This is a genomic window from Caballeronia jiangsuensis, from assembly GCF_046030135.1.
In the GTDB taxonomy this organism is placed as follows: Bacteria; Pseudomonadota; Gammaproteobacteria; order Burkholderiales; family Burkholderiaceae; genus Caballeronia; species Caballeronia jiangsuensis.
On sequence record NZ_JAQQDB010000010.1, the window covers coordinates 13482 to 35695 of the forward strand.

The following is a 22214-nucleotide window of genomic DNA, read 5'->3' on the forward strand; positions in this document are numbered from 1 at the left end:
CGCGCGTTGCCTCGATGCGCATCCGACGCGCACTCAAGGATTCAGCCCGCCGCTCATGACCCGATTCCTCTCCAGAGGTTTGCTCGTCAATATCGCCGTGGTATTGGCCGCGCTCGGCGCGAATGCGTTCGTCGCCTGCGAGCGCATCGGCGGGCTGCGCGAAAGCGACGCGCGCACGCTGCGCTCGATGAGCCTCCTGCGCGATCTCGCGGCCTGGCGCGGCGCGCTCGGCGAATCGCTCACGCAACTGAGCCGCTTCGAAGCGACCGGCATCGCCGAAACCGACGCACGCCATCAGGAGCGCGAAGCCCATCTCGACGCGCTCGAAAGCGGACTGCGCGCGCAGATCGCGATGGAGCCGGGCATGACGGGCGCCTTCGATGCGCTCGCCGCGCGCGCCGCCGAAATGCGCCGCGACGCCGGTCTCGCGTTCGAGCGCGCGAAACGCGCCGCGCCCGACGAATCCCGCGCGTGGGCCGACGCCGCGTTCGTCACGCTCGGCGAAGATCAGCAGAGCGTCGATGATGAACTCGACTTCGTGCGCTCGCGCATCGATAACGCGACGATCATCGCGCTCGATCAGTCCGCGCAGGCATCGAGCGGCGCGATGCTGCTGCTCGTGTTCACGATGCTCGCCGGCAGCGCCGTGCTGATCTATCTGTTCGCAAGCCACGAGCGGCAGTCGCGCGAGAAGCTCGGCGTCGTGCGCGCGAGACAGCGCAGCAACGAACGCTTTCGCGGCATGTTCGAGGCGCATCCCGTGCCGATGTGGATCGTCGATCGCGAGACGATGCGCTTCGTCGCCGTGAATCAGGCCGCAATCGAACACTTCGGTTTCAACGAGCCGGAGTTCATGAACATGACGCTGCGCGATCTGCACCATGCGGACGACTTCGACAGCTTCGCCGCACGGCTCGCGCGCAGCGTCGGCGAGAGCGGCGAGCGTGCCGCCTCGGGGCAGGGATCGGCGGGCGTGTGGCGTTATCGGCGCAAGGATGGCGCGATCGTCGGCGCGGATGTCTCGCACCACTCGCTCACGTATTCGAATCGTCCGGGCATCTTCATGCTGGCGAACGACGTGACCGACCGCATCAACGCGGAAGCCGAGGCGAGAAGATCGAACGAGATGCTCGAAGCGGTCATCGACAACATTCCGCAGCGCGTCTTCTGGAAAGACCGCGACTTGCGCTATCTCGGCTGCAACAACGCGTTCGCGCGCGATGCGGGTCTCGCCTACAACGAACAGGTGATCGGCAAGACGGATTTCGACCTGCCGTGGAGCGCGCTCGCGGACATCGTGCGCGCGGACGACGAGGAAGTCATCGTCACGACGGTGCCGAAGATGCATCACGAGCGAGACATCGTGATGGGCGAGCAATTGCGCACCGTGGTCACGAGCAAGCTGCCTTTGCTCGACGGCGAAGGGCAGACGATCGGCGTGCTCGGCTCGTATCACGATGTCACCGATCACAAGCGCGCCGAACTCGCGCTGCGCCTGCAAAGCCGCGCGCTCGACGCGAGCGTGAACGCGATTCTGATCACGGGCGTCGTGGACGGCGCGAACGTGATCGAGTATGCGAATCCGGCGTTCAAGCGCATCACGGGCTACGACCCGAGCGAGGTGATCGGGCAGGACTGCCGCTTCCTGCACGGCCCGGACGGCGATCAGGACGGACTCACCGCGATCCGTCGCGCGCTCGCCGTGAACATGGAGGCGAGCGTCGTGGTGCGCAACTATCGCAAGGACGGCGCGCTCTTCTGGAATCAGCTCTTTGTCGCGCCGGTGCCGGACGCGCAGGGCATGACGACGCATCATATCGGCATCATCAACGACGTGACCGATCTGATGCGCTATCAGGAAGAGCTCGAATATCAGGCGAATTACGACACGCTCACACGCCTGCCGAACCGCAATCTGCTGCGCGACCGCTTGCAGCACGCGATCGAGACGGCGCGGCGGCGCGAGACGAAGATCGCCGTCGTCTTCATGGATCTCGACGGCTTCAAGAACGTCAACGACAGTCTGGGTCACAGCGTCGGCGACCGGCTGCTCGCGGTGATAGCGGAGCGGCTCGCGCGTTCGGCGCGATCGAGCGATACGGTCGCGCGTCACGGCGGCGACGAGTTCGTGGTCGTGCTGCCCGATCTCACCGACGAAGCCGGTCTGATCGCATGGATGGAGCGCACGCGCGCGGCGATTTCGGAGCCGGTATGGCTCGACGACACCGAGCTTTATGTCGGCTGCAGCATGGGCGCGAGTCTCTATCCGCAAGATGGCGACGATGCCGAAACCGTGATGAAGAAGGCCGATCTCGCGATGTATCGCGCGAAGGACATGGGCCGCAACAACTATCAGTTCTATCAGCCGGAGATGAACGCGAGCGTCGGCGCGCGCATGAATCTCGAGCGGCGCTTGCGGCGCGCACTGCGCGACGGCGAGTTCCTGCTGCACTATCAGCCGCAGGTGGACATGACGACGCGATCGATCGTCGGCATCGAGGCGCTCGTGCGCTGGAGCGATCCGGAGCAGGGGCTCGTGTCGCCGGCGTCGTTCATTCCGGTGGCGGAAGAGAGCGGGTTGATCGGACCGCTGTCGGAGTGGGTGTTGCGCGAAGCATGCCGGCAGAACAAGGCGTGGCAGGATGCCGGGCTGCCGCCGGCGCGCGTGTCGGTGAATCTGTCGGCGCGGCATTTTCAGCAGCGCGACATCGCGCGGCTCGTGACGTCCGTGCTCGAAGAGACCGGACTGGAACCGCGCTATCTCGAACTCGAACTCACGGAAAGCGCGATCATGCGCAACGCGGAGGAAGCGATCACGATGCTCTCGGAGCTATCGGCGCTCGGCATCGGCATTGCGATCGACGACTTCGGCACCGGATATTCGAGTCTTTCGTATCTCAAGCGCTTTCCGGTGCATCGTTTGAAGATCGATCGCTCGTTCGTCGCGGATATCGGCTCGTCGGGCGATGACGAAACGATCACGTCGGCGATCATCGCGCTCGCGCATTCGCTGGAATTGCAGGTGATCGCGGAGGGCGTCGAAACGCACGCGCAGCACGACTTCCTGCGCGAGCGCGATTGCGACGAAATGCAGGGCTACCTGTTCTCGCGCCCGATGCCGCACGAAGCGATTCCGGGCTTGCTGCGGCAGGGCGTGCTGCCCCACTGATCGCGTCGCGTGTCTAGTCGCGCGACGGCAGCACGCGCGGACGGCGATCGCGGTCGGTCGCGACATAGGTGAGCGTCGCTTCCGTGACCTTGACGACTTCTTCGGCGAGATTCATGCGCTGCGCCCAGACCTCGACCGACACCGTGACCGACGTATTGCCGGTCTTGACGATATCGGCGTAGAAGCTCAGCAGGTCGCCGACGAACACCGGATGCTTGAACAGGAATGAATTCACCGCGACGGTCGCGACGCGGCCGTTCGCGCGGCGGCTCGCTGGAATGGAGCCGGCGATGTCCACCTGCGCCATGATCCATCCGCCGAAGACGTCGCCGTGGACATTGGCGTCGGCGGGCTGCGGCACGACGCGCAGCGCGACGTGCTTCTCGGGAAGACTCGATTGGTCGGTCATGGAAGGCGGTCCGGTTTGCGATGCGGCAGGAAGGCTGGCGGGCGCGAGCGGCCCCTTGAACCTTCTGCGACAATGCATATTTATGAATAAGCCCAACGCGCGCGAGCGGAAACCTCGATTACGCCGGGGCTTGCAGTAAATTGTACGGGAAAGCATGCGAGAGACGTGCGCCCGTTTCGCCGATAACAGCGTCCCCACGCCGCGCCCAAGCGACGCGCTCACACGATACGACTCATGCGCCGCTATTCCAGCAGCGAGCCCGGCCCGATGGCCCAGGGTCCGCGCAACGACTGGCAGACGATTCGCTCGCTGCTGCCCTATCTCACCACGTACAAATGGCGGGTCGCGTTCGCGCTGACGTGCCTGATCGGCGCGAAGGTCGCGAACCTCGGCGTGCCGATCGTGATGAAGCGCATTGTCGATAGCCTCGCTTCCGTGCAGCATCTCACCGCACTCGGACGCGCGGACGACGCGCCGGGCATCGTGCTGATCGGCGGAATCGGGTTGCTGGTGATCGCTTATGCGGGCGCGCGGCTTTCGACCTCGCTCTTCACCGAGCTTCGCGAACTGCTTTTTGCAAAGGTCACCGAGAGCGCCGTGCGGCAACTCGCGCTGCAAGTGTTCCGCCATCTGCATTCGCTGTCGTTGCGTTTTCATCTGGAGCGGCAGACGGGCGGCATGTCGCGCGATATCGAACGCGGCACGCGCGGCATCCAGCAACTCGTTTCGTATTCGCTCTACAGCATCCTGCCGACGCTCGTCGAAGTCGGTCTCGTGCTCGCGTTCTTCGTGACGAAGTACGAGGCGTATTACGCGATCGTCACGCTTGTCGCGCTCGCCACGTATATCGTGTTCACGGTGAAGGTCACCGAGTGGCGCACGCATTTTCGCCGCACGATGAACGATCTCGATTCGAAGGCGAACTCGCGCGCGATCGATTCGCTGCTCAACTACGAGACCGTGAAGTACTTCGGCAACGAAGAGTGGGAAACGCGTCGTTACGATGAGAACCTGCAGCGCTATCGCGCGGCCGCGATCAAGTCGCAGCGCTCGCTGTCGATGCTCAACTTCGGCCAGCAGATGATCATCGGCATCGGGCTCGTGTTCATTCTGTGGCGCGCGACGCAGGGCGTGATGGCGGGACGTCTCACGCTCGGCGACCTCGTGCTCATCAACACCTTCATGCTGCAGCTTTATATTCCGCTGAATTTTCTCGGCGTCGTTTATCGCGAGCTGAAGCAGGCGCTGACCGACATGGACCGCATGTTCACGCTGCTCGGCGCGGGCCGCGAAGTTCCCGATGCGCCGAACGCGCAGCCGCTCGCCGTGCGCGGCGGCGAAGTGCATTTCGAGAACGTCAGCTTCGCGTACGAGAAGGCGCGGCCGATTCTGCATGACGTCGACTTTACGATTCCGGCAGGCACGACGACGGCCGTGGTCGGACACAGCGGATCGGGCAAGTCGACGCTCGGACGGCTGCTGTTCCGCTTCTACGATCTCGATCGCGCGCAGGGCGGCGGCATCAGGATCGATGGACAGGACATTCGCGACGTGACGCAGGATTCATTGCGCGCGGCGATCGGCATCGTGCCGCAGGACACCGTGCTCTTCAACGATTCGATCTACTACAACATCGCCTACGGGCGTCCTTCCGCGAGTCGCGACGAAGTGATCGCGGCGGCGCGCGCGGCGCATATCCACGAGTTCATCGAGACGTTGCCGGCGGGTTACGACACGCCTGTCGGCGAGCGGGGGCTTAAACTTTCGGGCGGCGAGAAGCAGCGCGTCGCAATCGCGCGCACGCTTTTGAAGGATCCGCCGATTTTGATCTTCGACGAAGCGACGTCGGCGCTCGATTCGAAGTCCGAACGCGCGATTCAGCGCGAGCTCGATTCGATCGCGCGCGAGAGGACGACGCTCATCATCGCGCATCGGCTATCGACGGTCGTGCATGCGCAGCAGATCATCGTGATGGATCACGGGCGTATCGTGGAGCGCGGCACGCATGCCGAGTTGCTGCGTGCGGGCGGGCTGTTTGCGCAGATGTGGGCGTTGCAGCAGCAGCGGGCGGAAGAGTCGGTGGTGGATCAGCGGGATACGGCGGGGGTTTGACGAAGCAGGCGCGTGATGTTCGACCAGGCACGATCGCACGAAACTCGACAATCCCTCCATTCGGTACCTGATAGACTGCGCTCCTTGTTTTGGAAGCCAAACTAAAAGCCCATGGACGGTATTAGTTTCGGGGACTTGGTCCTTTTCGCGGCATTTCTCGCCGTGGTCATCTATCCGGCCGTGCGAATCATTCGTCGCACGGGACGTTCCGGATGGTGGGTGCTCGCGTTTATGACGCCAGCACTGACGCTCATCGCGCTGTATGTCTTCGCATTCGCACGCTGGCCGGCGCTCGACGGCGATCGCCGGCCATAATCCGCAGCCTCACTCCATCGCGTGAGCACCACCGATCGCGATGCCATCATGCGCCTGCGATGCAGTGGACGACCACCGCAGCCACTGCCCACGCAGCAAGAACAACGCGCCGAACGCGCAGGTCGCGAGCACGCCGAAGGTCGCGAAGCCCATCTGATAGCTGCCGGTACTTTCCTTCGCGATGCCCATGATCACCGGCAGATAAAACCCGCCGATGCCGCCCGCCGCACCGACGATCCCCGACAGCAGTCCCGTCTTGCCCTTCCACCGATGCGGCACGAGCTGGAACGTCGAGCCGTTGCCGAGACCGAACGCGATGTACAGGCAGATCAGAATCGCGAGACCGCCTGCTACGGGCGGCATCCAGATCGCGAACGCGAAATCGCCGATCGCGATGGCCGCAAGCAGCACGAGCAACGCGCGCACGCCGGTCACTCGATCCGCGACATAGCCGCCGAACGGCCGCACGATCGCGCCGAGAAACGCGAGCAGCGACATGAAAAGTCCCGCTTCGAGCTTGGGCATCTGATAAAGCGACGTGAGCAGCAGCGTCACATACGACGACATGCCGACGAAGCCACCGAACGTGATGCTGTAGATCAGCATGATGACCCACGTGTCGCGCTCGCGGAGCACCGACCGATAGTGTCGCGGCAGCACCGCGATCGCGATCAGCGCGCCGATCACCGGCAATAGCAGCACGCCAGTCCTGCCGCCGCCGAACACGCCGCCGTTCACCGCGAGCACCAGCACGATCAGGCTGACGAGCGTCACCACGAAGCTCCCCAGCGCGCGCATCGTGCTGCCGGCTTTCTGACCGGCATCGGAGGCCCATGCGAAAAGTGCGACGGCCGTGATCGCGAGCAAGGGCAACGCGGCGGCGGTCGACATCTGCCAGCCGAAGGCATCGGCGAGATGCGGGAACAGGAAGCCATCGAGCACCGCGCCGATGTTGCCCGCGGCGGCGAGACCCAGCACGAGCCCTTGCACCTTCGGCGGATAGTTGCTGCCGGCCATCGGCAACGCGACGGCGAAGCTCGCGCCGCCCATGCCGAGGAACACGCCGAGCACGAGCAGCAACGCATACGACGGCACGCCGGGCAGAAGCGGCAGCACGATCGACGGAATCGACGAGAGCACGACGCCCATCAGCGCGACGCGCCTTCCGTCGGTCGACTGATAGAGATTGCCGAGCGTCACGCGCAGGATCGCCGCGGCCAGCACCGGCACCGCGACGAGAAAGCCCTGTTGCGCGGCGGACATCGTCACGTCGCGGCCGATGAACGGCGCGAGCGGTCCGTACAGCACCCAGACGGTGAAACCCGTATCGAAGTAAAGGAAGCAGGCGAGCAGCGAGCGCCAGTTGCCGCTCCTGAGCGACGCGATCAGATTGGACATTGCGGGGTTCCGTGTACGCGCGTGCTATCGGATGAGCACACGACGGCGCGAGGAACTGCAAACATCATGCCAACGAGATGCATGTTTAAACGACGTATCGCGGTCGAGCGAATGTGGGCGCGGATGCGTTCAGGCGTGCGGTCTTATCGGCACGGCTCGCCAGGAAACTCGACGGCACCGCGTACGTGCGCAACCGCATACGAATGGTGCGCCACGCCTTCGCGCGGTTCATGCGCCCGCTAGAATGCGTTCTTCGCCGAACACGCGCCTCGCGCTCGAAATCGCATGGAACTGAAATGGCTGGAAGACTTCGTTTCGCTAGCGGAGACGCGCAGCTTTAGCCGCTCGGCCGAGCTTCGACACATCACGCAGCCCGCATTCTCGCGGCGCATCCAGGCGCTGGAGGCGTGGCTCGGCACGGAGCTCATCGACCGGTCCGTGTATCCGACGCGGCTCACGCAAGCCGGCAACGTGTTCTACGAGCAGGCGCTCGCGATGCTCTCGCAGTTCCACGAAGCGCGCACGCTGCTGCGCGGACAGGGCGGCGTGCCTTCGGCGACCATCGAGTTCGCCGTGCCGCACACGCTTTCGCTCACGTACTTTCCGCGCTGGCTCGAACATATCGAGGCGCGGCTCGGGCGCATCCGCACGCGCCTGCGCGCGCTCAACGTTCACGATGCGGTGCTGTCGCTCGTCGAAGGCGGCTGCGATCTCGTGATGGGCTATCACCATCCGAGCCATCCGGTCGCGCTCGATCCCGCGCGCTACGACATGCTCACGCTCGGCGCCGAACCGATCAGTCCGTTCTCCGCCGTCACCAAGGGCGGACGTGCGCGCTTCACACTGCCCGCGACCGCCGAATCCCCGGTCCCTTACCTGTCGTACACGCCTAATGCGTATCTCGGACGCATGACCGAAGTCATCATCGCGACCGCGCCCACGCGGCTCTATCTCGACAAGGTTTATGAAACCGACATGGCCGAAGGCCTCAAGGCGATGGCGCTCGCCGGGCACGGCGTCGCGTTTCTGCCGCACAGCGCCGTGGAAGATGCTCTCGAAGAAGGGCGGCTCATCCGCCTCGATCGCGGCACGCGCGGCACGCCCGCCGGCCAGTTCACGCTGACGATGGAAATCCGCCTCTATCGCGACAAGCTCGCAGCGCAAGGCGAGGAGCCGCGACAGGCGTTGATGCGCGCGCTATGGGATGCGGTCGGTGAAGAACTGTTGAAGGCATCGCCCGGGAAGCCCGCCGCATAAGGCTCGGCGACGTTATGCAGAAATTGCATGATGGGATAAGGAAACGGCATTGGATTTGGAAACGGCGTTTTTCGACAATGAGCCCATTCCTTCACCGCTGGAGCATCAATGTCTGCCTCGAAGCAACCTGTGCAAGCGCCGGACGCAAAACACGCTATCCCGTCGTATCTCCATGCCGATGATCTCGGTCCCTGGGGAAACTATCTTCGCCAGGTCGATCGCGTCGCCCCGTATCTCGGTTCTCTCTCCCGCTGGCTCGAAACCCTCAAGCGCCCGAAGCGCATTCTCATCGTCGATTGCCCGATCGAACTCGATAACGGCACCGTCGCGCACTTCGAAGGCTATCGTGTGCAGCACAACACGTCGCGCGGCCCGGGCAAGGGCGGCGTGCGTTATCACCAGGACGTGACACTCTCCGAAGTGATGGCGCTGTCCGCGTGGATGTCGGTGAAGAACGCGGCCGTGAACGTGCCGTACGGCGGCGCGAAGGGCGGTATCCGCGTCGATCCGCGCACGCTGTCGCGCGGCGAACTTGAGCGCGTGACGCGCCGGTACACCAGCGAGATCGGCATCATCATCGGGCCGAACACGGACATTCCCGCGCCGGACGTGAACACGAACGAGCAGATCATGGCGTGGATGATGGACACGTACTCCATGAACCAGGGCCAGACGGCAACGGGCGTCGTGACCGGCAAGCCGATCTCGCTCGGCGGCTCGCTCGGGCGCAAGGAAGCGACGGGCCGCGGCGTGTTCGTCGTCGGCACGGAGGCGGCGCGGCGCATCGGCATGGATATCGAAGGCGCGCGCATCGCGGTGCAGGGCTTCGGCAACGTGGGCGGCATCGCGGCTAAGCTGTTCCAGGAAGCGGGCGCGCGCGTGATCGCCGTGCAGGATCACACGGGCACGATTCACAACTCGAAGGGCATCGATGCGGTCGCGCTGCTCGATCACGTCGCGAAGAACGGCGGCGTCGGCGGCTTCGCGGGCGCGGATCCCGTGCAGGCCGAAGAGTTCTGGATGATCGAAAGCGACATCCTGATTCCGGCCGCGCTCGAAAACCAGATCACCGAGAAGAACGCGTCGAAGATTCGCACGAAGATCGTCGTCGAAGGCGCGAACGGCCCGACCACGACCGCGGCCGATGACATCCTGACCGACAAGGGCGTGCTCGTGATTCCGGACGTCATCGCGAACGCGGGCGGCGTGACGGTTTCGTACTTCGAGTGGGTGCAGGACTTCTCGAGCTTCTTCTGGACCGAGGACGAGATCAATCAGCGTCTCGAACGCGTGATGCGCGAAGCGTTCGCCGGCGTGTGGCAGGTCGCGAGCGAGCACAAGGTGTCGGTGCGCACGGCGGCGTTCATCGTCGCGTGTACGCGGATTCTGCAAGCGCGCGAGATGCGCGGTCTCTATCCCTGATCCGGTGCGACGGCGCGTTCGCCGCAACGGTCCGCGGGAGGCGGAAAGCGTTCGCGCCCTTTGAATGATGCGGGCGGCATTTCCTCGGAAATGCCGCCCGCATTTGCATGAAAGCTACAAGTCGCCCGGCTAGTTGTATTCGGTCAAGCATCCGCGCGAAAACGACAGTAATATGCGCGGTCGCAACCAGTTGCAACCCTACTGCAATCGGGCGTCTCACAAATAAGACGGCTTGGGTTAACAATCATTCTTTCAGAATAATTACCCTGCTAAACTTGCCCCGGTTTTTCGCCACAGGAGATCGAACACATGAAGGTTAAAAAGGCTGCGCTGCTCGTCGCCGCGCTCGGGTTTCTCGCAACCGGCGCGTACGCGCAAGACGCCGGCACGCTGAAGAAGATCAAGGACACGGGCGTGATCTCGCTGGGGCATCGCGAATCGTCCATTCCCTTTTCCTACTATGACGACAAGCAGAACGTCGTCGGCTACTCGCACGAGTTCGCGCTGAAGGTCGTCGAGGCCGTCAAGCAGAAGCTGGGCATGCAGGATCTGAAGGTCAAGCTCACGCCGATCACGTCGCAGAACCGCATTCCGCTCGTGCAGAACGGCACCGTCGATATCGAGTGCGGCTCGACCACGAACAACGCCGAACGCCAGCAGCAAGTCTCCTTCTCGAACACGATCTTCGTGATCGGCACGCGCCTCATGACCAAGAAGGATTCGGGCGTGAAGGACTGGGCCGACCTGAAGGGCAAGACCGTCGTGACCACGGCCGGCACCACGTCCGAGCGCCTGCTTCGCAAGATGAATCAGGACAAGAACATGGGCATGAACATCATCAGCGCGAAGGACCACGGCGAGTCGTTCCTGACGCTGTCGACGGGCCGCGCGGTCGCGTTCATGATGGACGATGCGCTGCTCGCCGGCGAGCGCGCCAAGTCGAACAACCCGAACGATTTCGTGATCGTCGGCGCGCCGCAATCGCATGAAGCGTACGGCTGCATGATCCGCAAGAACGATCCGGAGTTCAAGAAGGTCGTCGACGACGCGATCGCCAAGGTCGAAACGTCGGGCGACGCGGACAAGATCTACAAGAAGTGGTTCGAAAGCCCGATCCCGCCGAAGGGTCTCAACCTCAACTTCCCCGAAAGTGAAGACATGAAGGCTCTCTACAAGAGCCCGAATGACAAGGCAATCGACTAACCGGTTCGAGTCTCGAACGAACGAAACGGAAGGAGCTTGCTTCTTCCGTTTCTTTTTGGAGTGAGTCCATGTCTTACCACTGGAACTGGGGCGTCCTGCTGAGTCCGGTTTCGACCGGCGAGCCCACCACCTATCTCGGCTGGCTGATCTCCGGCTTCTGGGTGACGATTACCGTGTCGCTCGCGGCCTGGGTGATCGCGCTCGTGGTCGGCTCGTTGTTCGGCATCTTGCGCACGGTCCCGAATCGTACGCTGGCGGGCATCGGCACCGTCTACGTCGCGATCTTCCGCAATATTCCGCTGATCGTGCAATTCTTCGTCTGGTATCTCGTGATACCGGAGTTGTTGCCGCCTTCCATGGGCAACTGGTTCAAGCAACTGCCGCCCAGCGCGCAGTTCTTTTCGTCGTCGATCATCTGTCTCGGGCTCTTCACCGGCGCACGTGTATGCGAGCAGGTGCGCTCGGGCATCAACGCGCTGCCGCGCGGACAGCGCAACGCGGGTCTCGCGATGGGCTTCACGCAATGGCAGACGTATCGTTACGTGCTGATGCCGGTTGCGTACCGCATCATCGTGCCGCCGCTCACGTCGGAATTTCTCAACGTGTTCAAGAATTCGGCGGTGGCGTCGACCATCGGTCTGCTGGATCTGTCCGCGCAGGCGCGCCAGCTCGTCGACTACACGGCGCAGACCTATGAGTCGTTCATCGCGGTGACGGTCGCCTACATGCTCATCAATCTGGTGGTGATGCAGTTGATGCGCTGGGTCGAAGCGAAGACGCGGCTGCCTGGCTACATCGGAGGCAAGTAATGCATCAGTTCAACTGGAGTGACATTCTTGCGCAGTGGCCCACGCTGATGACGGGTGCCAAGATCACGTTGCAGATCACGGTGCTCGCGATCGTCGTCGGCATTGTGTGGGGCACCGTGCTCGCGCTGTTCCGCCTGTCGGGCGTGAAGCCGCTGCAATGGTTCGCGAGCGCGTACGTCACGCTGTTCCGCTCGATCCCGCTCGTAATGGTGCTGCTGTGGTTCTTCCTGATCGTGCCGCAACTGCTGCAGAACGTGCTCGGGCTGTCGGCGGACATCGACATTCGTCTCGCTTCGGCGATGGTCGCGTTCTCGCTCTTCGAGGCCGCGTACTATTCGGAAATCATTCGCGCGGGCATTCAGGCGGTGCCGCGCGGTCAGGTGAACGCGGCCTTCGCGCTCGGCATGACGTACGGCCAGGCGATGCAGCTCGTCGTGCTGCCGCAGGCGTTCCGTGCGATGGTGCCGCTCCTGCTCACGCAGGCGATCGTGCTGTTTCAGGATACGTCGCTCGTCTACGTCATCAGTCTCGCGGACTTCTTCCGCACGGCGACGAACATCGGGGATCGCGACGGCACGTCCGTCGAAATGGTCCTGTTCGCGGGTGCGTGCTATTTCGTGATCTGCGTGGTGGCGTCGGCCCTCGTCAAAAGTCTTCAGAAAAAGGTCGCAAGATGATCTCTATCAAGAATGTTTCCAAGTGGTACGGGCAGTTCCAGGTGTTGACGGACTGCACGACCGAAGTGAAGAAGGGCGAGGTCGTCGTGGTGTGCGGCCCGTCGGGTTCGGGCAAGTCGACGCTCATCAAGACCGTGAACGGCCTCGAGCCGTTTCAGAAGGGCGAGATCACGATCAACGGGCAATCGTTGACCGACAAGAAGACCAACTTGTCGAAGCTGCGCTCGAAGGTCGGCATGGTGTTCCAGCACTTCGAGTTGTTTCCGCATCTGACCATCACGCAGAACCTGACGCTCGCGCAGATCAAGGTGCTCGGCCGCTCGAACGACGAAGCGATGCAGAAGGGTTTGAAGCTGCTGGATCGCGTCGGCCTGCGCGCGCACGCCGACAAGTTTCCGGGCCAGCTTTCCGGCGGTCAGCAGCAGCGCGTGGCGATTGCGCGCGCGTTGTCGATGGACCCGATCGCGATGCTCTTCGACGAGCCGACGTCCGCGCTCGATCCGGAAATGATCAACGAGGTACTCGACGTGATGGTCGAACTCGCGCAGGAAGGCATGACCATGATGTGCGTGACGCACGAAATGGGGTTCGCGAAGAAGGTGGCGAACCGCGTGATCTTCATGGACAAGGGATTGATCGTCGAGGACGATCAGAAGGAAGCGTTCTTCGCGAATCCGCGGTCGGATCGCGCGAAGGACTTCCTGGCGAAGATCCTGCACTGACCCTGTCGTGAAAGAAAAACGGCGCTTCCGAAAAGAAGCGCCGTTTTTTTATTCGATCCCGAGTTCCGATTCCACCGCTGCCGTCGTCTGAATCTCGCCGATCTTCAGCGCAGATCCGACGCACGCCTTCGCGAGCGGCTCCGCCGCCTTCTTCGCGATTTCCTCTGGCACGGGAATATTCACCGTGCGCGAGAGATCGCCTTTCTGGAACATCGCGAGATCGCCGGGCGCGAAACGCGTCCAGGTTTCATTGTCGGTGAGCGGGGACGTGGCGATCACGGCGACGCGATCTTCCGGCGTCGTGTATTTGGCGAAGTCGATCGACATGTCCGCATCGATCAGATGCGCCGTCGAGAACGGCCAGCTGCGCACCAGATAGTACAAATGCGTCGAGCAGTGCGAGAAGAGTGCCTGTCCGTTCGACATCAGGAAATTGAAGACGCCGTATTGCGTGATGTCGCGGGTGAGCACGGCGAGCGCGTCGAAGAGTTCGTCGAGCGGCGGCTGCGAGCACGGAAACGCGCGGCGCAGGCCTTGCAGCAGCGCGCAGAATGCGAGCTCGCTATCGGTCGTGCCGACCGGCTGGTACACGCCGGTGAGTTCGGGCGAATGGCCTTTCAGATCGCCGTTGTGCGCGAAGATCCAGTGACGGCCCCACAACTCGCGCATGAACGGATGGCAGTTCTCGAGCAGGATATGCCCCTGCGTCGCCTTGCGGATATGCGCGATCGTGTTCTTCGATTTGATCGGATAACGCTTCACCATGTCGGCGAGCGGCGAGCTGGCGGACGACTGATGATCGATGAAGAGCCGGCAGGCCTTGTCTTCGAAGAACGCGATGCCCCAGCCGTCGGCATGATGATCCGTAACACCGCCGCGCGCCGCGAAACCGGTGAACGAGAACGTCACGTCGGTCGGTTCGGCGCAATTCATTCCGAGAAGTTGGCACATGATGCTGGGGCGGGCGGCTTATGGCCTGTTGTTACAATACGTACCACAAGCATATCACCGAGGTCGGGCCGAAAAAATCGCGCAACCGCTCATAACGGCGCGCGTTGTGGAATTCCCACGGCGGTTTTTTCCTCTCCTCGCGTGGACTTGCGCCATTCCAACGTTCCCCGTCATCACGCCATGTCCGCTAACTCATCCTCGCCCAATTCGCTCACGATCGCGCGTCCCGACGACTGGCATCTGCACGTGCGCGACGGCGCGACGCTCGCGGCCGTCCTGCCGCACACGGCGCGCCAGTTCGGCCGCGCGATCATCATGCCGAACCTGAAGCCGCCCGTGACGACGACCGGACTGGCCGCGGCGTACCGCGAGCGCATCCTGGCGGCGCTGCCGAAAGAGGGCGCGGCCGCGCGCTTCGAGCCGCTGATGACGCTCTATCTCACCGACAACACGCCGCCCGACGAGATCCGTCGCGCGAAAGACAGCGGCTTCGTGCATGGCGTGAAGCTGTATCCGGCGGGCGCGACGACCAATTCCGACGCGGGCGTGACGGACCTCGGAAAGTGCGCGAAGACGCTCGAAGCGATGCAGGAAACCGGCATGCCGCTCTTGGTGCACGGCGAAGTGACCGATGGCGACATCGACGTGTTCGATCGCGAGAAGGTCTTCATCGACCGCGTGATGACGCCGCTGCGCCGCGATTTTCCGGCGCTGAAGGTCGTGTTCGAGCACATCACGACGAAGGACGCCGCCGATTACGTGCGCGAGGCCGAAGGTCCGATCGGGGCGACGATCACCGCGCATCATCTGCTTTACAACCGCAACATCATGCTGGTCGGCGGCATGCGGCCGCATTACTACTGCCTGCCGGTGCTCAAGCGCGAGACGCATCGCGTGGCGCTCGTCGAAGCGGCGACGTCCGGCAATGCGCGCTATTTCCTCGGCACGGACAGCGCGCCGCATCCGAAGGGCCTGAAGGAACACGCGTGCGGCTGCGCGGGATGCTACACGGCGCTGCACGCGCTCGAACTGTACGCAGAAACCTTCGACAAGGCCGGCGCACTCGACAAGCTCGAAGGCTTTGCGAGCTTCCACGGCGCGGACTTCTACGGCCTTCCTCGCAGCGCGGAAAAGGTGACGCTGGAACGTGGCTCCTGGACGTTGCCCGCCGAATTCACCGCCGGCGACTCGACCATCGTGCCGTTGCGCGGCGGCGAGTCGATCAACTGGCGCTTCTCCGACGCGCATTGACGCCGCGAACGTGAGCGCGGGTTTCGCCGATATCGACTGGGCGCGGCCCTGGCTCGCGTCCATCGAAGCGCGCGGCAGGCGCTGGCAAGCGGCGGCGCTCGCCGGTTACGACGAATACCTCGCGACGCTCAACGAAGACGCGGCGTCGGCCTCGCTCGTGACCGGGCGCGGCGAGCCGCTTGCGTTCATCGCACAGGAAGAACTGCCGGTCGGCGCTTCGTACGAAGGACATATCGCGCAGACCGGCCGCGTGCCGACCCGCCACAATCTCCACGATTTCTTCAACGCGTCGATGTGGTTCGCGTATCCGCGCATCAAGGCGACGCTCAACGCGCGACAGGCGCAGCAGATCGATGCGCTCGGCGTCGGACCGACGCGCGGCGGCGTGCGCGACGCGCTCACGCTTTTCGACGAAAACGCGGTGCTCTTCGCCTGCGCCGACGCATCGCTCGCCGATGCACTGCGCGGCTTCGGCTGGCGCATGCTGTTCGTCGACGAGCGCGCGGCGTGGGGCACGCGCTGCGAGGCGCGCATCTTCGGGCACGCGTTGCTGGAAAAGCTCGTTGCGCCGTACAAGGCGTGCACGGGGCACGCGTGGATCGTCGACGTTCCCGCCGACTATTTCACGCTCGACGATGCCGAGCGCCGCGCACTGATCGACGAACGTGTGGCGAAGGGCCTGAACGCCGGGCCGCTCGACAGCCGCGCGTTCGCGCCGCTGCCGGCGCTGGGCGTGCCGGGCTGGTGGACGGCGAACGCATCTCCCGATTTCTACGACGATGTATCTGTGTTTCGCCCGGGCCGCCGTAATCGCCAATGTTAGAATCGATGCCGCAAAGCGGGCCAGGCAATCGCGGCCTTGACGGTTTCGACCGAAAAGGGCGAGGAAAGTCCGGACTCCACAGGGCAGGGTGATGGCTAACGGCCATCCGTGGCAACACGCGGAACAGGGCAACAGAAAGCAAACCGCCGATGGCTTCGGGCGCAAGTCCGGAGATCAGGTAAGGGTGAAACGGTGCGGTAAGAGCGCACCGCGGACGTCGCGAGACGATCCGGCACGGTAACCTCCACCCGGAGCAATTCCAAATAGGCAGGCGCGCATCCACGCGATGCAGGACGGGGCCCCCGTCCGTCTGCGGGTAGGAAGCTTGAGCGCGTCAGCAATGGCGCGTCTAGAGGAATGATTGCCACGCGCGTTCGGCTTCGGTCGGCGCGTGCACAGAATCCGGCTTATCGGCCCGCTTTGTCGTCATTCAAAGAGAAGAGCCGGCGTCTTTCGACGTCGGCTCTTTTCATTTCCGCTTGCGGGCAGGCTTACGCTTCGACGATCTCGAACGAATGCGTGAGCTCCGCGGTCTTCGCCAGCATGATCGACGCCGAGCAATACTTGTCGTGCGACAGGTTGATCGCGCGCTCGACCGTCGCCGGGTTCAGGTTCTTGCCGGTCACGGTGAAATGAAAATGGATCTTCGTGAAGACCTTCGGATCTTCGCTCGCGCGATCCGCCTTGAGCGTGACCGAGCAGCCCTGAATTTCCTGGCGGCTCTTCTTCAGGATCATCACGACATCGTAGGCCGTGCAGCCGCCGGTGCCGAGCAGCACCATTTCCATCGGGCGCGGCGCGAGATTGCGGCCGCCGCCTTCCGGTGCACCATCCATATTGACGAGATGGCCGCTTCCCGTTTCGGCGGCGAAGGCCATGCCGTCTTGTCCCATCCAGCTAACTTTGCATTCCATGCTCAGGCTCCAGCTGCTCAGCGCGTCGTTACAGAAACTTTATTGTAGCGGTTCAGGCAGTCTCGACGGGTCGCTGCTTACGAGCATCCACGGGTTGACGAAGCGGAAATCGGCGAGACGGTTCGTCCTTCGACAGCAAGATTTCAAGTCGAGGATGGCCTCTAAAGCCAAAATATGCCGGATGATCGACGCGAAACTTTCATAAGTACATGAAAATACGCAAAAATTCTGGGTGATGCTCATCGTTTTTATATTTCAAATAGTGAAACTCACTTTCACCATGCAAATCTTCTTGCTTTGCAGCATGACCGTGCCTATACTCGTTCCTGTCTCCTCCACCTCCTCCTTGGTGGATTAAGCCCGAGCCTCAGCTGCCCGGGCTTTTTTTCGTCCTCACGTCGCGCAAAGCAAATCTTTGACGTAGCAGCCAAATTCCCTTTATAATTCAAAGTTCTCTTCGCTACACGCCCGCGGAGAGAGGCTTGTGAGAGCCTGCACGCGTCTCGAACGCACTCATATAAGCAGGGCCGAACAACGCAAAGTTCAAGGGCAGATCAATTTTTTGGATCGATCATGAAGACGTTTTCCGCAAAAGCCGAAGAGGTGACGCGCGAATGGTACGTGATTGACGCGACGGATAAGGTTCTCGGCCGTGTCGCCAGCGAAGTGGCACGCCGTCTTCGCGGCAAGCATAAGCCTGAATTCACCCCGCACGTCGACACCGGTGATTTCATCATCGTCGTCAATGCCGGCAAGCTGAAGGTCACCGGCAACAAGACCACGGACAAGAAGTACTATCGTCACTCGGGCTACCCGGGCGGCATCTACGAAACGACGTTCGGCAAGATGCAAGAGCGTTTCCCGGGCCGCGCGCTCGAGAAGGCTGTCAAGGGCATGCTTCCGAAGGGTCCGCTCGGCTACGCGATGATCAAGAAGCTGAAGGTCTACGCCGAAGCAACGCATCCGCATACGGCTCAACAGCCTAAAGCGCTCGAGATCTAAGGGGAGCCCACATGATCGGTAACTGGAACTACGGTACGGGCCGCCGCAAGAGCGCCGTCGCTCGCGTCTTCATCAAGTCGGGCAAGGGCGAGATCATCGTCAATGGCAAGCCCATCGCCGACTATTTCTCGCGCGAAACGTCGCTGATGATCGTGCGTCAGCCGCTCGAACTCACGAACCACGGCACCACGTTCGACATCAAGGTCAACGTGAATGGCGGCGGTGAGACGGGTCAAGCAGGCGCGGTCCGTCACGGCATCACGCGTGCGCTGATGGACTACGACGCTACGCTCAAGTCGCAGCTGTCGAACGCTGGCTTCGTCACCCGCGACGCGCGTGAAGTGGAACGTAAGAAGGTCGGTTTCCACAAGGCACGCCGCAGGAAGCAATTCTCGAAGCGTTAAGCGCTTCGGCGTTTCGCCGTTGTCGGACACCGGCTACCGGCGAAACTGCTGCAAAAGCCGCCCGCACCTTGGTGCCGGCGGCTTTTTCGTTTTGGCGCGCCAAAACAGGATCATGTCGAATTTGCATATAGCCCATTGATTTCATGGACATTCGGCACGATATTGAGATCAGCCCTACAATAGCGGTTAGAAGCTTAATTGGAGAGTTCGAATGAGCGCTGTCAGCGACACCCCCACGACCGAAATGCCGTTGCCGTTCGTCTTCACCGACGCGGCTGCAGACAAGGTCAAGCAATTGATCGATGAAGAGGGCAATCCGGATCTGAAGCTGCGCGTGTTCGTGCAAGGCGGCGGATGCTCGGGTTTCCAGTACGGTTTCACGTTCGACGAAGAAGTCAACGAAGACGACACCGTGATGGACAAGGCAGGCGTGCAGTTGCTGGTCGACTCGATGAGCTATCAGTATCTCGTCGGCGCGGAAATCGACTATAAGGACGACATCAACGGCGCGCAGTTCGTCATCAAGAACCCCAACGCCACCACGACTTGCGGTTGCGGTTCGTCGTTCTCGGTCTGAGCACGAATCAATCGATGTAAGCGAAACGGAGCCTTCGGGCTCCGTTTTTGTTTTTCCGCGCGCTTCAGTGCGGATAGATCGCGCCGAGCACCCGCCCACCCGACGCGCCCGTCACCGCTGGCAGATTGCCCGGCTCGCGCGCGACACAGCGCATCGCAAGCCACGCGAACGCAAATGCTTCGACCTGCTGCGGCGGCACGCCGAGCGCCTCGGTCGTCATGACGGGCACGCCTGCGACGCCGCCGTCTTCCAGCGCCTGCTGGAGCATCTTCATCAAAACCGGATTGCGCGCGCCGCCACCGCACACGTACACGGCGCGCACATCCGACGCGTGACGCGCGATCTCACGGGCGACGGTGGTTGCGGTGAGCGCGGTGAGTGTCGCCTGAACGTCGGCGGGAGCGAGGCTCGCGAAGGCGGCGAGCTTCGCGTCCATCCATGCCGGGTTGAACAGATCGCGGCCCGTGCTTTTCGGCGGAGGCAGTTCGAAAAACGGCTCGTCGAGAAGGGCATCGAGGAGCGCCGGATGCACCGCGCCTTGCGCCGCGAATTGCCCGCCATCGTCGTAGGCTCGTTGCAGATGACGCAACGCCCATTCGTCGATCAACGCGTTCGCCGGTCCGCAATCGAAGCCGCGTACTTCGCCGCTTGCCGCAAGAATCGTGATATTGCTGATGCCGCCCAGATTGCACACGACGCGCGTTTCGTTCCTTTCGCCGAAGAGCGTCGCGTGGAACGCCGGCACGAGCGGCGCGCCCTGACCGCCTGCGGCGACATCGCGGCTGCGGAAATCGGCGATCACGTCGATGCTGGTCATCTCCGCGAGCAGCGCCGGATTGTTGATCTGCCGCGTGTAGCCCTTCTCCGGCCGATGCCGCACCGTCTGGCCGTGAACCCCGATCGCGCGCACCTTCGCCGCCGAACAGCCGCTCATGCTCTGCAATTCGTGGCAGCAGACGGCGTAGCGCGTCGCGAGCGCATTTGCCGCGAGCGCCTCGCGTTCGAGTTCGTTGTCGCCGGGCGATTGCAGCTCGAAGAGCGCATCGCGCAAGCCTTTCGAGAAGGACACATGCGCTTCGCCGATCACGACAGGCGGCTTGCCCGTCGCGAATTGCACTGCGACGCCGTCCACGCCATCCATGCTGGTTCCGGACATCAAACCGAAGTACACGCCATCCGCCTTGCCGGTTTCGATTGCTTCGGTTTTCTTGGGCACGCTGCTCTCCTCTTCGATGCCATGTTGCGGGTTTTGCTCAAGCGGCGATTATCCGCGTTATGGGTCGAATCGTTAAGACGCGTCTGGCGTGGTCTTGTATCGGCTGATGCATTCCGACACGAAACGGCGCGAATGACCGCGTCATCGCGTAAAATCCTGAGCCTGAACAAGCAATTGCGCGAGATTTCGTCATTTTCCGCGCGCGCCGCGTTTCGACGCGCGGCGTCCCATCCGGCCACGCCGGACCGCTGCGACGGCATCGAGGCCAGATCGCGCCGCCGTTCGCCAGTCATCGAACCCTTTTGACTTCACAAGCCGCAAGCATGACCACAGATTCCAACGCTTCTTCCGCGCCCGCCGCCGCGCAGAGCTTTCCGATCACCGACGATGTGAAAAACGCGCTCGCCATCGCCAAACGTGGCTGCGACGAACTGCTGATCGAAGACGAATTCGCGCAGAAGCTCGCGAGGAGCGCGGCGACGGGCAAGCCGCTGCGCATCAAGCTCGGTCTCGATCCGACCGCGCCCGACATCCACATCGGCCATACGGTCGTGCTGAACAAGATGCGTCAGTTGCAGGATCTCGGCCATCAGGTCATTTTCCTGATCGGCGATTTCACTTCGCTGATCGGCGATCCGTCCGGCCGCAACGCGACGCGCCCGCCGCTCACGCGCGAGCAGATCGAAAGCAACGCGAAGACGTATTTCGAGCAAGCTGCGCTCGTGCTGGATCGCGAGAAGACCGAAATTCGCTACAACAGCGAATGGTCGATGCCGCTCGGCGCGGACGGCATGATCAAGCTCGCATCGCGTTACACGGTTGCGCGCATTCTCGAGCGCGAAGACTTCACGAAGCGCTTTCAAGGCGGCGTGCCGATCTCTATCCACGAATTCCTGTATCCGCTGATGCAGGGTTACGACTCCGTCGCGCTGAACGCGGATCTCGAACTCGGCGGCACGGACCAGAAGTTCAACCTGCTCGTCGGCCGCGAGTTGCAGAAGCAGTACGGCCAGGAACAGCAGTGCATCCTGACGATGCCGCTCCTCGAAGGCCTCGACGGCGTCGAGAAGATGTCGAAGTCGAAGAACAACTACATCGGCATCAGCGAAAAGCCGACCGAGATGTTCGGCAAGCTGATGAGCATTTCGGACGTGCTGATGTGGCGTTACTTCGAGTTGCTGTCGTTCCGCAGCATCGAGGAAATCGCGCGCTTCAGGAAAGAGGCCGAGGGCGGCCGCAATCCGCGCGACTTCAAGGTGATGCTCGCACAGGAGCTCGTGACGCGCTTCCACTCTTCGTCGGATGCGGAACGCGCGCTCGACGACTTCAATCATCGCGCGAAGGGCGGCGTGCCGGACGACATTCCGACGGTGACGCTCGCGGGCGCGCCGCTCGCGATCGGCCAGTTGCTGAAGCAGGCGGGTCTCGTGCCGTCGACGAGCGAGGCGCTGCGCAACATCGAGCAGGGCGGCGTGAAGATCGATGGCGCGACCGTCTCCGACAAGGGCCTGAAGATCGAGGCGGGCGAGTTCGTGGTGCAGGTGGGCAAGCGCCGTTTCGCGCGCGTCACGCTGACCGCTTGA

General features: G+C 62.7%; 20 protein-coding genes and 1 other RNA gene. 16 read left to right on the forward strand and 5 right to left on the reverse strand.

The features are described 5' to 3' along the window. The first annotated feature begins 55 nt into the window (after positions 1-55). Positions 56-3169 (forward strand): sensor domain-containing protein, encoded by a 3114-nt coding sequence (locus tag PQR08_RS12495; RefSeq protein WP_408161319.1) that lies wholly within the window; start codon positions 56-58, stop codon positions 3167-3169. 13 nt (positions 3170-3182) lie between these two features. On the opposite strand, the gene PQR08_RS12500 is transcribed toward PQR08_RS12495, so the two are convergent. Then, positions 3183-3578: an acyl-CoA thioesterase gene (locus PQR08_RS12500; protein WP_187607483.1), complete on the reverse strand. Its 396-nt coding sequence runs from the start codon at positions 3576-3578 to the stop codon at positions 3183-3185. A gap of 234 nt (positions 3579-3812) precedes the next feature. On the opposite strand from PQR08_RS12500, the gene PQR08_RS12505 reads away from it, so the two are divergent. Together PQR08_RS12505 and PQR08_RS12510 are read left to right on the forward strand one after the other, a co-directional pair. Next, positions 3813-5690, forward strand: coding sequence for an ABCB family ABC transporter ATP-binding protein/permease (locus PQR08_RS12505; RefSeq protein WP_408161320.1), 1878 nt, complete (start codon positions 3813-3815; stop codon positions 5688-5690). 111 nt (positions 5691-5801) lie between these two features. Further along, positions 5802-6005, forward strand: a complete 204-nt coding sequence (locus tag PQR08_RS12510; RefSeq protein ID WP_238285181.1) for a DUF805 domain-containing protein — start codon at positions 5802-5804, stop codon at positions 6003-6005. 9 nt (positions 6006-6014) lie between these two features. On the opposite strand, the gene PQR08_RS12515 is transcribed toward PQR08_RS12510, so the two are convergent. Further along, a complete protein-coding gene (locus PQR08_RS12515) occupies positions 6015-7403 on the reverse strand; it encodes an MFS transporter (RefSeq protein WP_238209728.1) in 1389 nt (462 codons plus the stop codon). Positions 7404-7688: 285 nt separating this feature from the next. Between PQR08_RS12515 and PQR08_RS12520 the strand changes: the two genes are divergently transcribed. The 6 genes from PQR08_RS12520 to PQR08_RS12545 all read left to right on the forward strand — a co-directional run bounded on the left by PQR08_RS12520 (position 7689) and on the right by PQR08_RS12545 (position 13493). Next, positions 7689-8660, forward strand: a complete 972-nt coding sequence (locus tag PQR08_RS12520; protein ID WP_187607487.1) for a LysR family transcriptional regulator — start codon at positions 7689-7691, stop codon at positions 8658-8660. 108 nt (positions 8661-8768) lie between these two features. Continuing rightward, positions 8769-10082 carry a Glu/Leu/Phe/Val family dehydrogenase gene (locus PQR08_RS12525; protein WP_035497661.1) on the forward strand — a complete coding sequence of 438 codons (1314 nt, stop codon included), beginning with the start codon at positions 8769-8771 and terminating at the stop codon, positions 10080-10082. 309 nt (positions 10083-10391) lie between these two features. After that, positions 10392-11285 (forward strand): glutamate/aspartate ABC transporter substrate-binding protein, encoded by an 894-nt coding sequence (locus PQR08_RS12530; protein ID WP_035497662.1) that lies wholly within the window; start codon positions 10392-10394, stop codon positions 11283-11285. A gap of 68 nt (positions 11286-11353) precedes the next feature. After that, positions 11354-12094, forward strand: coding sequence for an amino acid ABC transporter permease (locus PQR08_RS12535; RefSeq protein ID WP_035497664.1), 741 nt, complete (start codon positions 11354-11356; stop codon positions 12092-12094). Next, a complete protein-coding gene (gene gltK, locus PQR08_RS12540; protein ID WP_035497665.1) occupies positions 12094-12771 on the forward strand; it encodes a glutamate/aspartate ABC transporter permease GltK in 678 nt (225 codons plus the stop codon). Before PQR08_RS12535 ends, gltK begins: the two co-directional genes overlap by 1 nt. Then, positions 12768-13493: an amino acid ABC transporter ATP-binding protein gene (locus tag PQR08_RS12545; protein ID WP_035497667.1), complete on the forward strand. Its 726-nt coding sequence runs from the start codon at positions 12768-12770 to the stop codon at positions 13491-13493. The genes gltK and PQR08_RS12545 overlap by 4 nt, the downstream gene beginning before the upstream one ends. 48 nt (positions 13494-13541) lie before the next feature. Here the strand turns inward: PQR08_RS12545 and PQR08_RS12550 are convergent, their stop codons facing one another. Continuing rightward, positions 13542-14444 carry a class II glutamine amidotransferase gene (locus PQR08_RS12550; RefSeq protein ID WP_075583799.1) on the reverse strand — a complete coding sequence of 301 codons (903 nt, stop codon included), beginning with the start codon at positions 14442-14444 and terminating at the stop codon, positions 13542-13544. 180 nt (positions 14445-14624) lie between these two features. Here PQR08_RS12550 and pyrC point away from each other — a divergent pair, with 180 nt between their 5' ends. The 3 genes from pyrC to rnpB all read left to right on the forward strand — a co-directional run bounded on the left by pyrC (position 14625) and on the right by rnpB (position 16944). Further along, positions 14625-15695, forward strand: coding sequence for a dihydroorotase (pyrC, locus tag PQR08_RS12555; protein ID WP_408161321.1), 1071 nt, complete (start codon positions 14625-14627; stop codon positions 15693-15695). 10 nt (positions 15696-15705) lie between these two features. Next, positions 15706-16518, forward strand: a complete 813-nt coding sequence (locus PQR08_RS12560; protein ID WP_408161322.1) for a DUF3025 domain-containing protein — start codon at positions 15706-15708, stop codon at positions 16516-16518. Between the two features lie 12 nt (positions 16519-16530). Next, positions 16531-16944, forward strand: an RNA gene (rnpB, locus tag PQR08_RS12565) — RNase P RNA component class A. Positions 16945-17009: 65 nt separating this feature from the next. Here the strand turns inward: rnpB and PQR08_RS12570 are convergent. Further along, positions 17010-17432, reverse strand: coding sequence for an OsmC family protein (locus PQR08_RS12570; protein WP_035497674.1), 423 nt, complete (start codon positions 17430-17432; stop codon positions 17010-17012). Positions 17433-18005: 573 nt separating this feature from the next. Here PQR08_RS12570 and rplM point away from each other — a divergent pair. From rplM to erpA, 3 genes are all read left to right on the forward strand, one after another. Beyond that, positions 18006-18434, forward strand: coding sequence for a 50S ribosomal protein L13 (gene rplM, locus PQR08_RS12575; protein WP_008351572.1), 429 nt, complete (start codon positions 18006-18008; stop codon positions 18432-18434). Positions 18435-18445: 11 nt separating this feature from the next. Further along, positions 18446-18838, forward strand: a complete 393-nt coding sequence (rpsI, locus tag PQR08_RS12580) for a 30S ribosomal protein S9 (protein WP_035497678.1) — start codon at positions 18446-18448, stop codon at positions 18836-18838. Positions 18839-19049: 211 nt separating this feature from the next. Then, positions 19050-19415: an iron-sulfur cluster insertion protein ErpA gene (erpA, locus tag PQR08_RS12585; protein ID WP_035497680.1), complete on the forward strand. Its 366-nt coding sequence runs from the start codon at positions 19050-19052 to the stop codon at positions 19413-19415. A 64-nt stretch (positions 19416-19479) separates the two neighbouring features. On the opposite strand, the gene PQR08_RS12590 is transcribed toward erpA, so the two are convergent. Beyond that, positions 19480-20610 carry an anhydro-N-acetylmuramic acid kinase gene (locus PQR08_RS12590; RefSeq protein WP_408161397.1) on the reverse strand — a complete coding sequence of 377 codons (1131 nt, stop codon included), beginning with the start codon at positions 20608-20610 and terminating at the stop codon, positions 19480-19482. 344 nt (positions 20611-20954) lie between these two features. Between PQR08_RS12590 and tyrS the strand changes: the two genes are divergently transcribed. Then, a complete protein-coding gene (gene tyrS / locus PQR08_RS12595) occupies positions 20955-22214 on the forward strand; it encodes a tyrosine--tRNA ligase (RefSeq protein WP_309879545.1) in 1260 nt (419 codons plus the stop codon).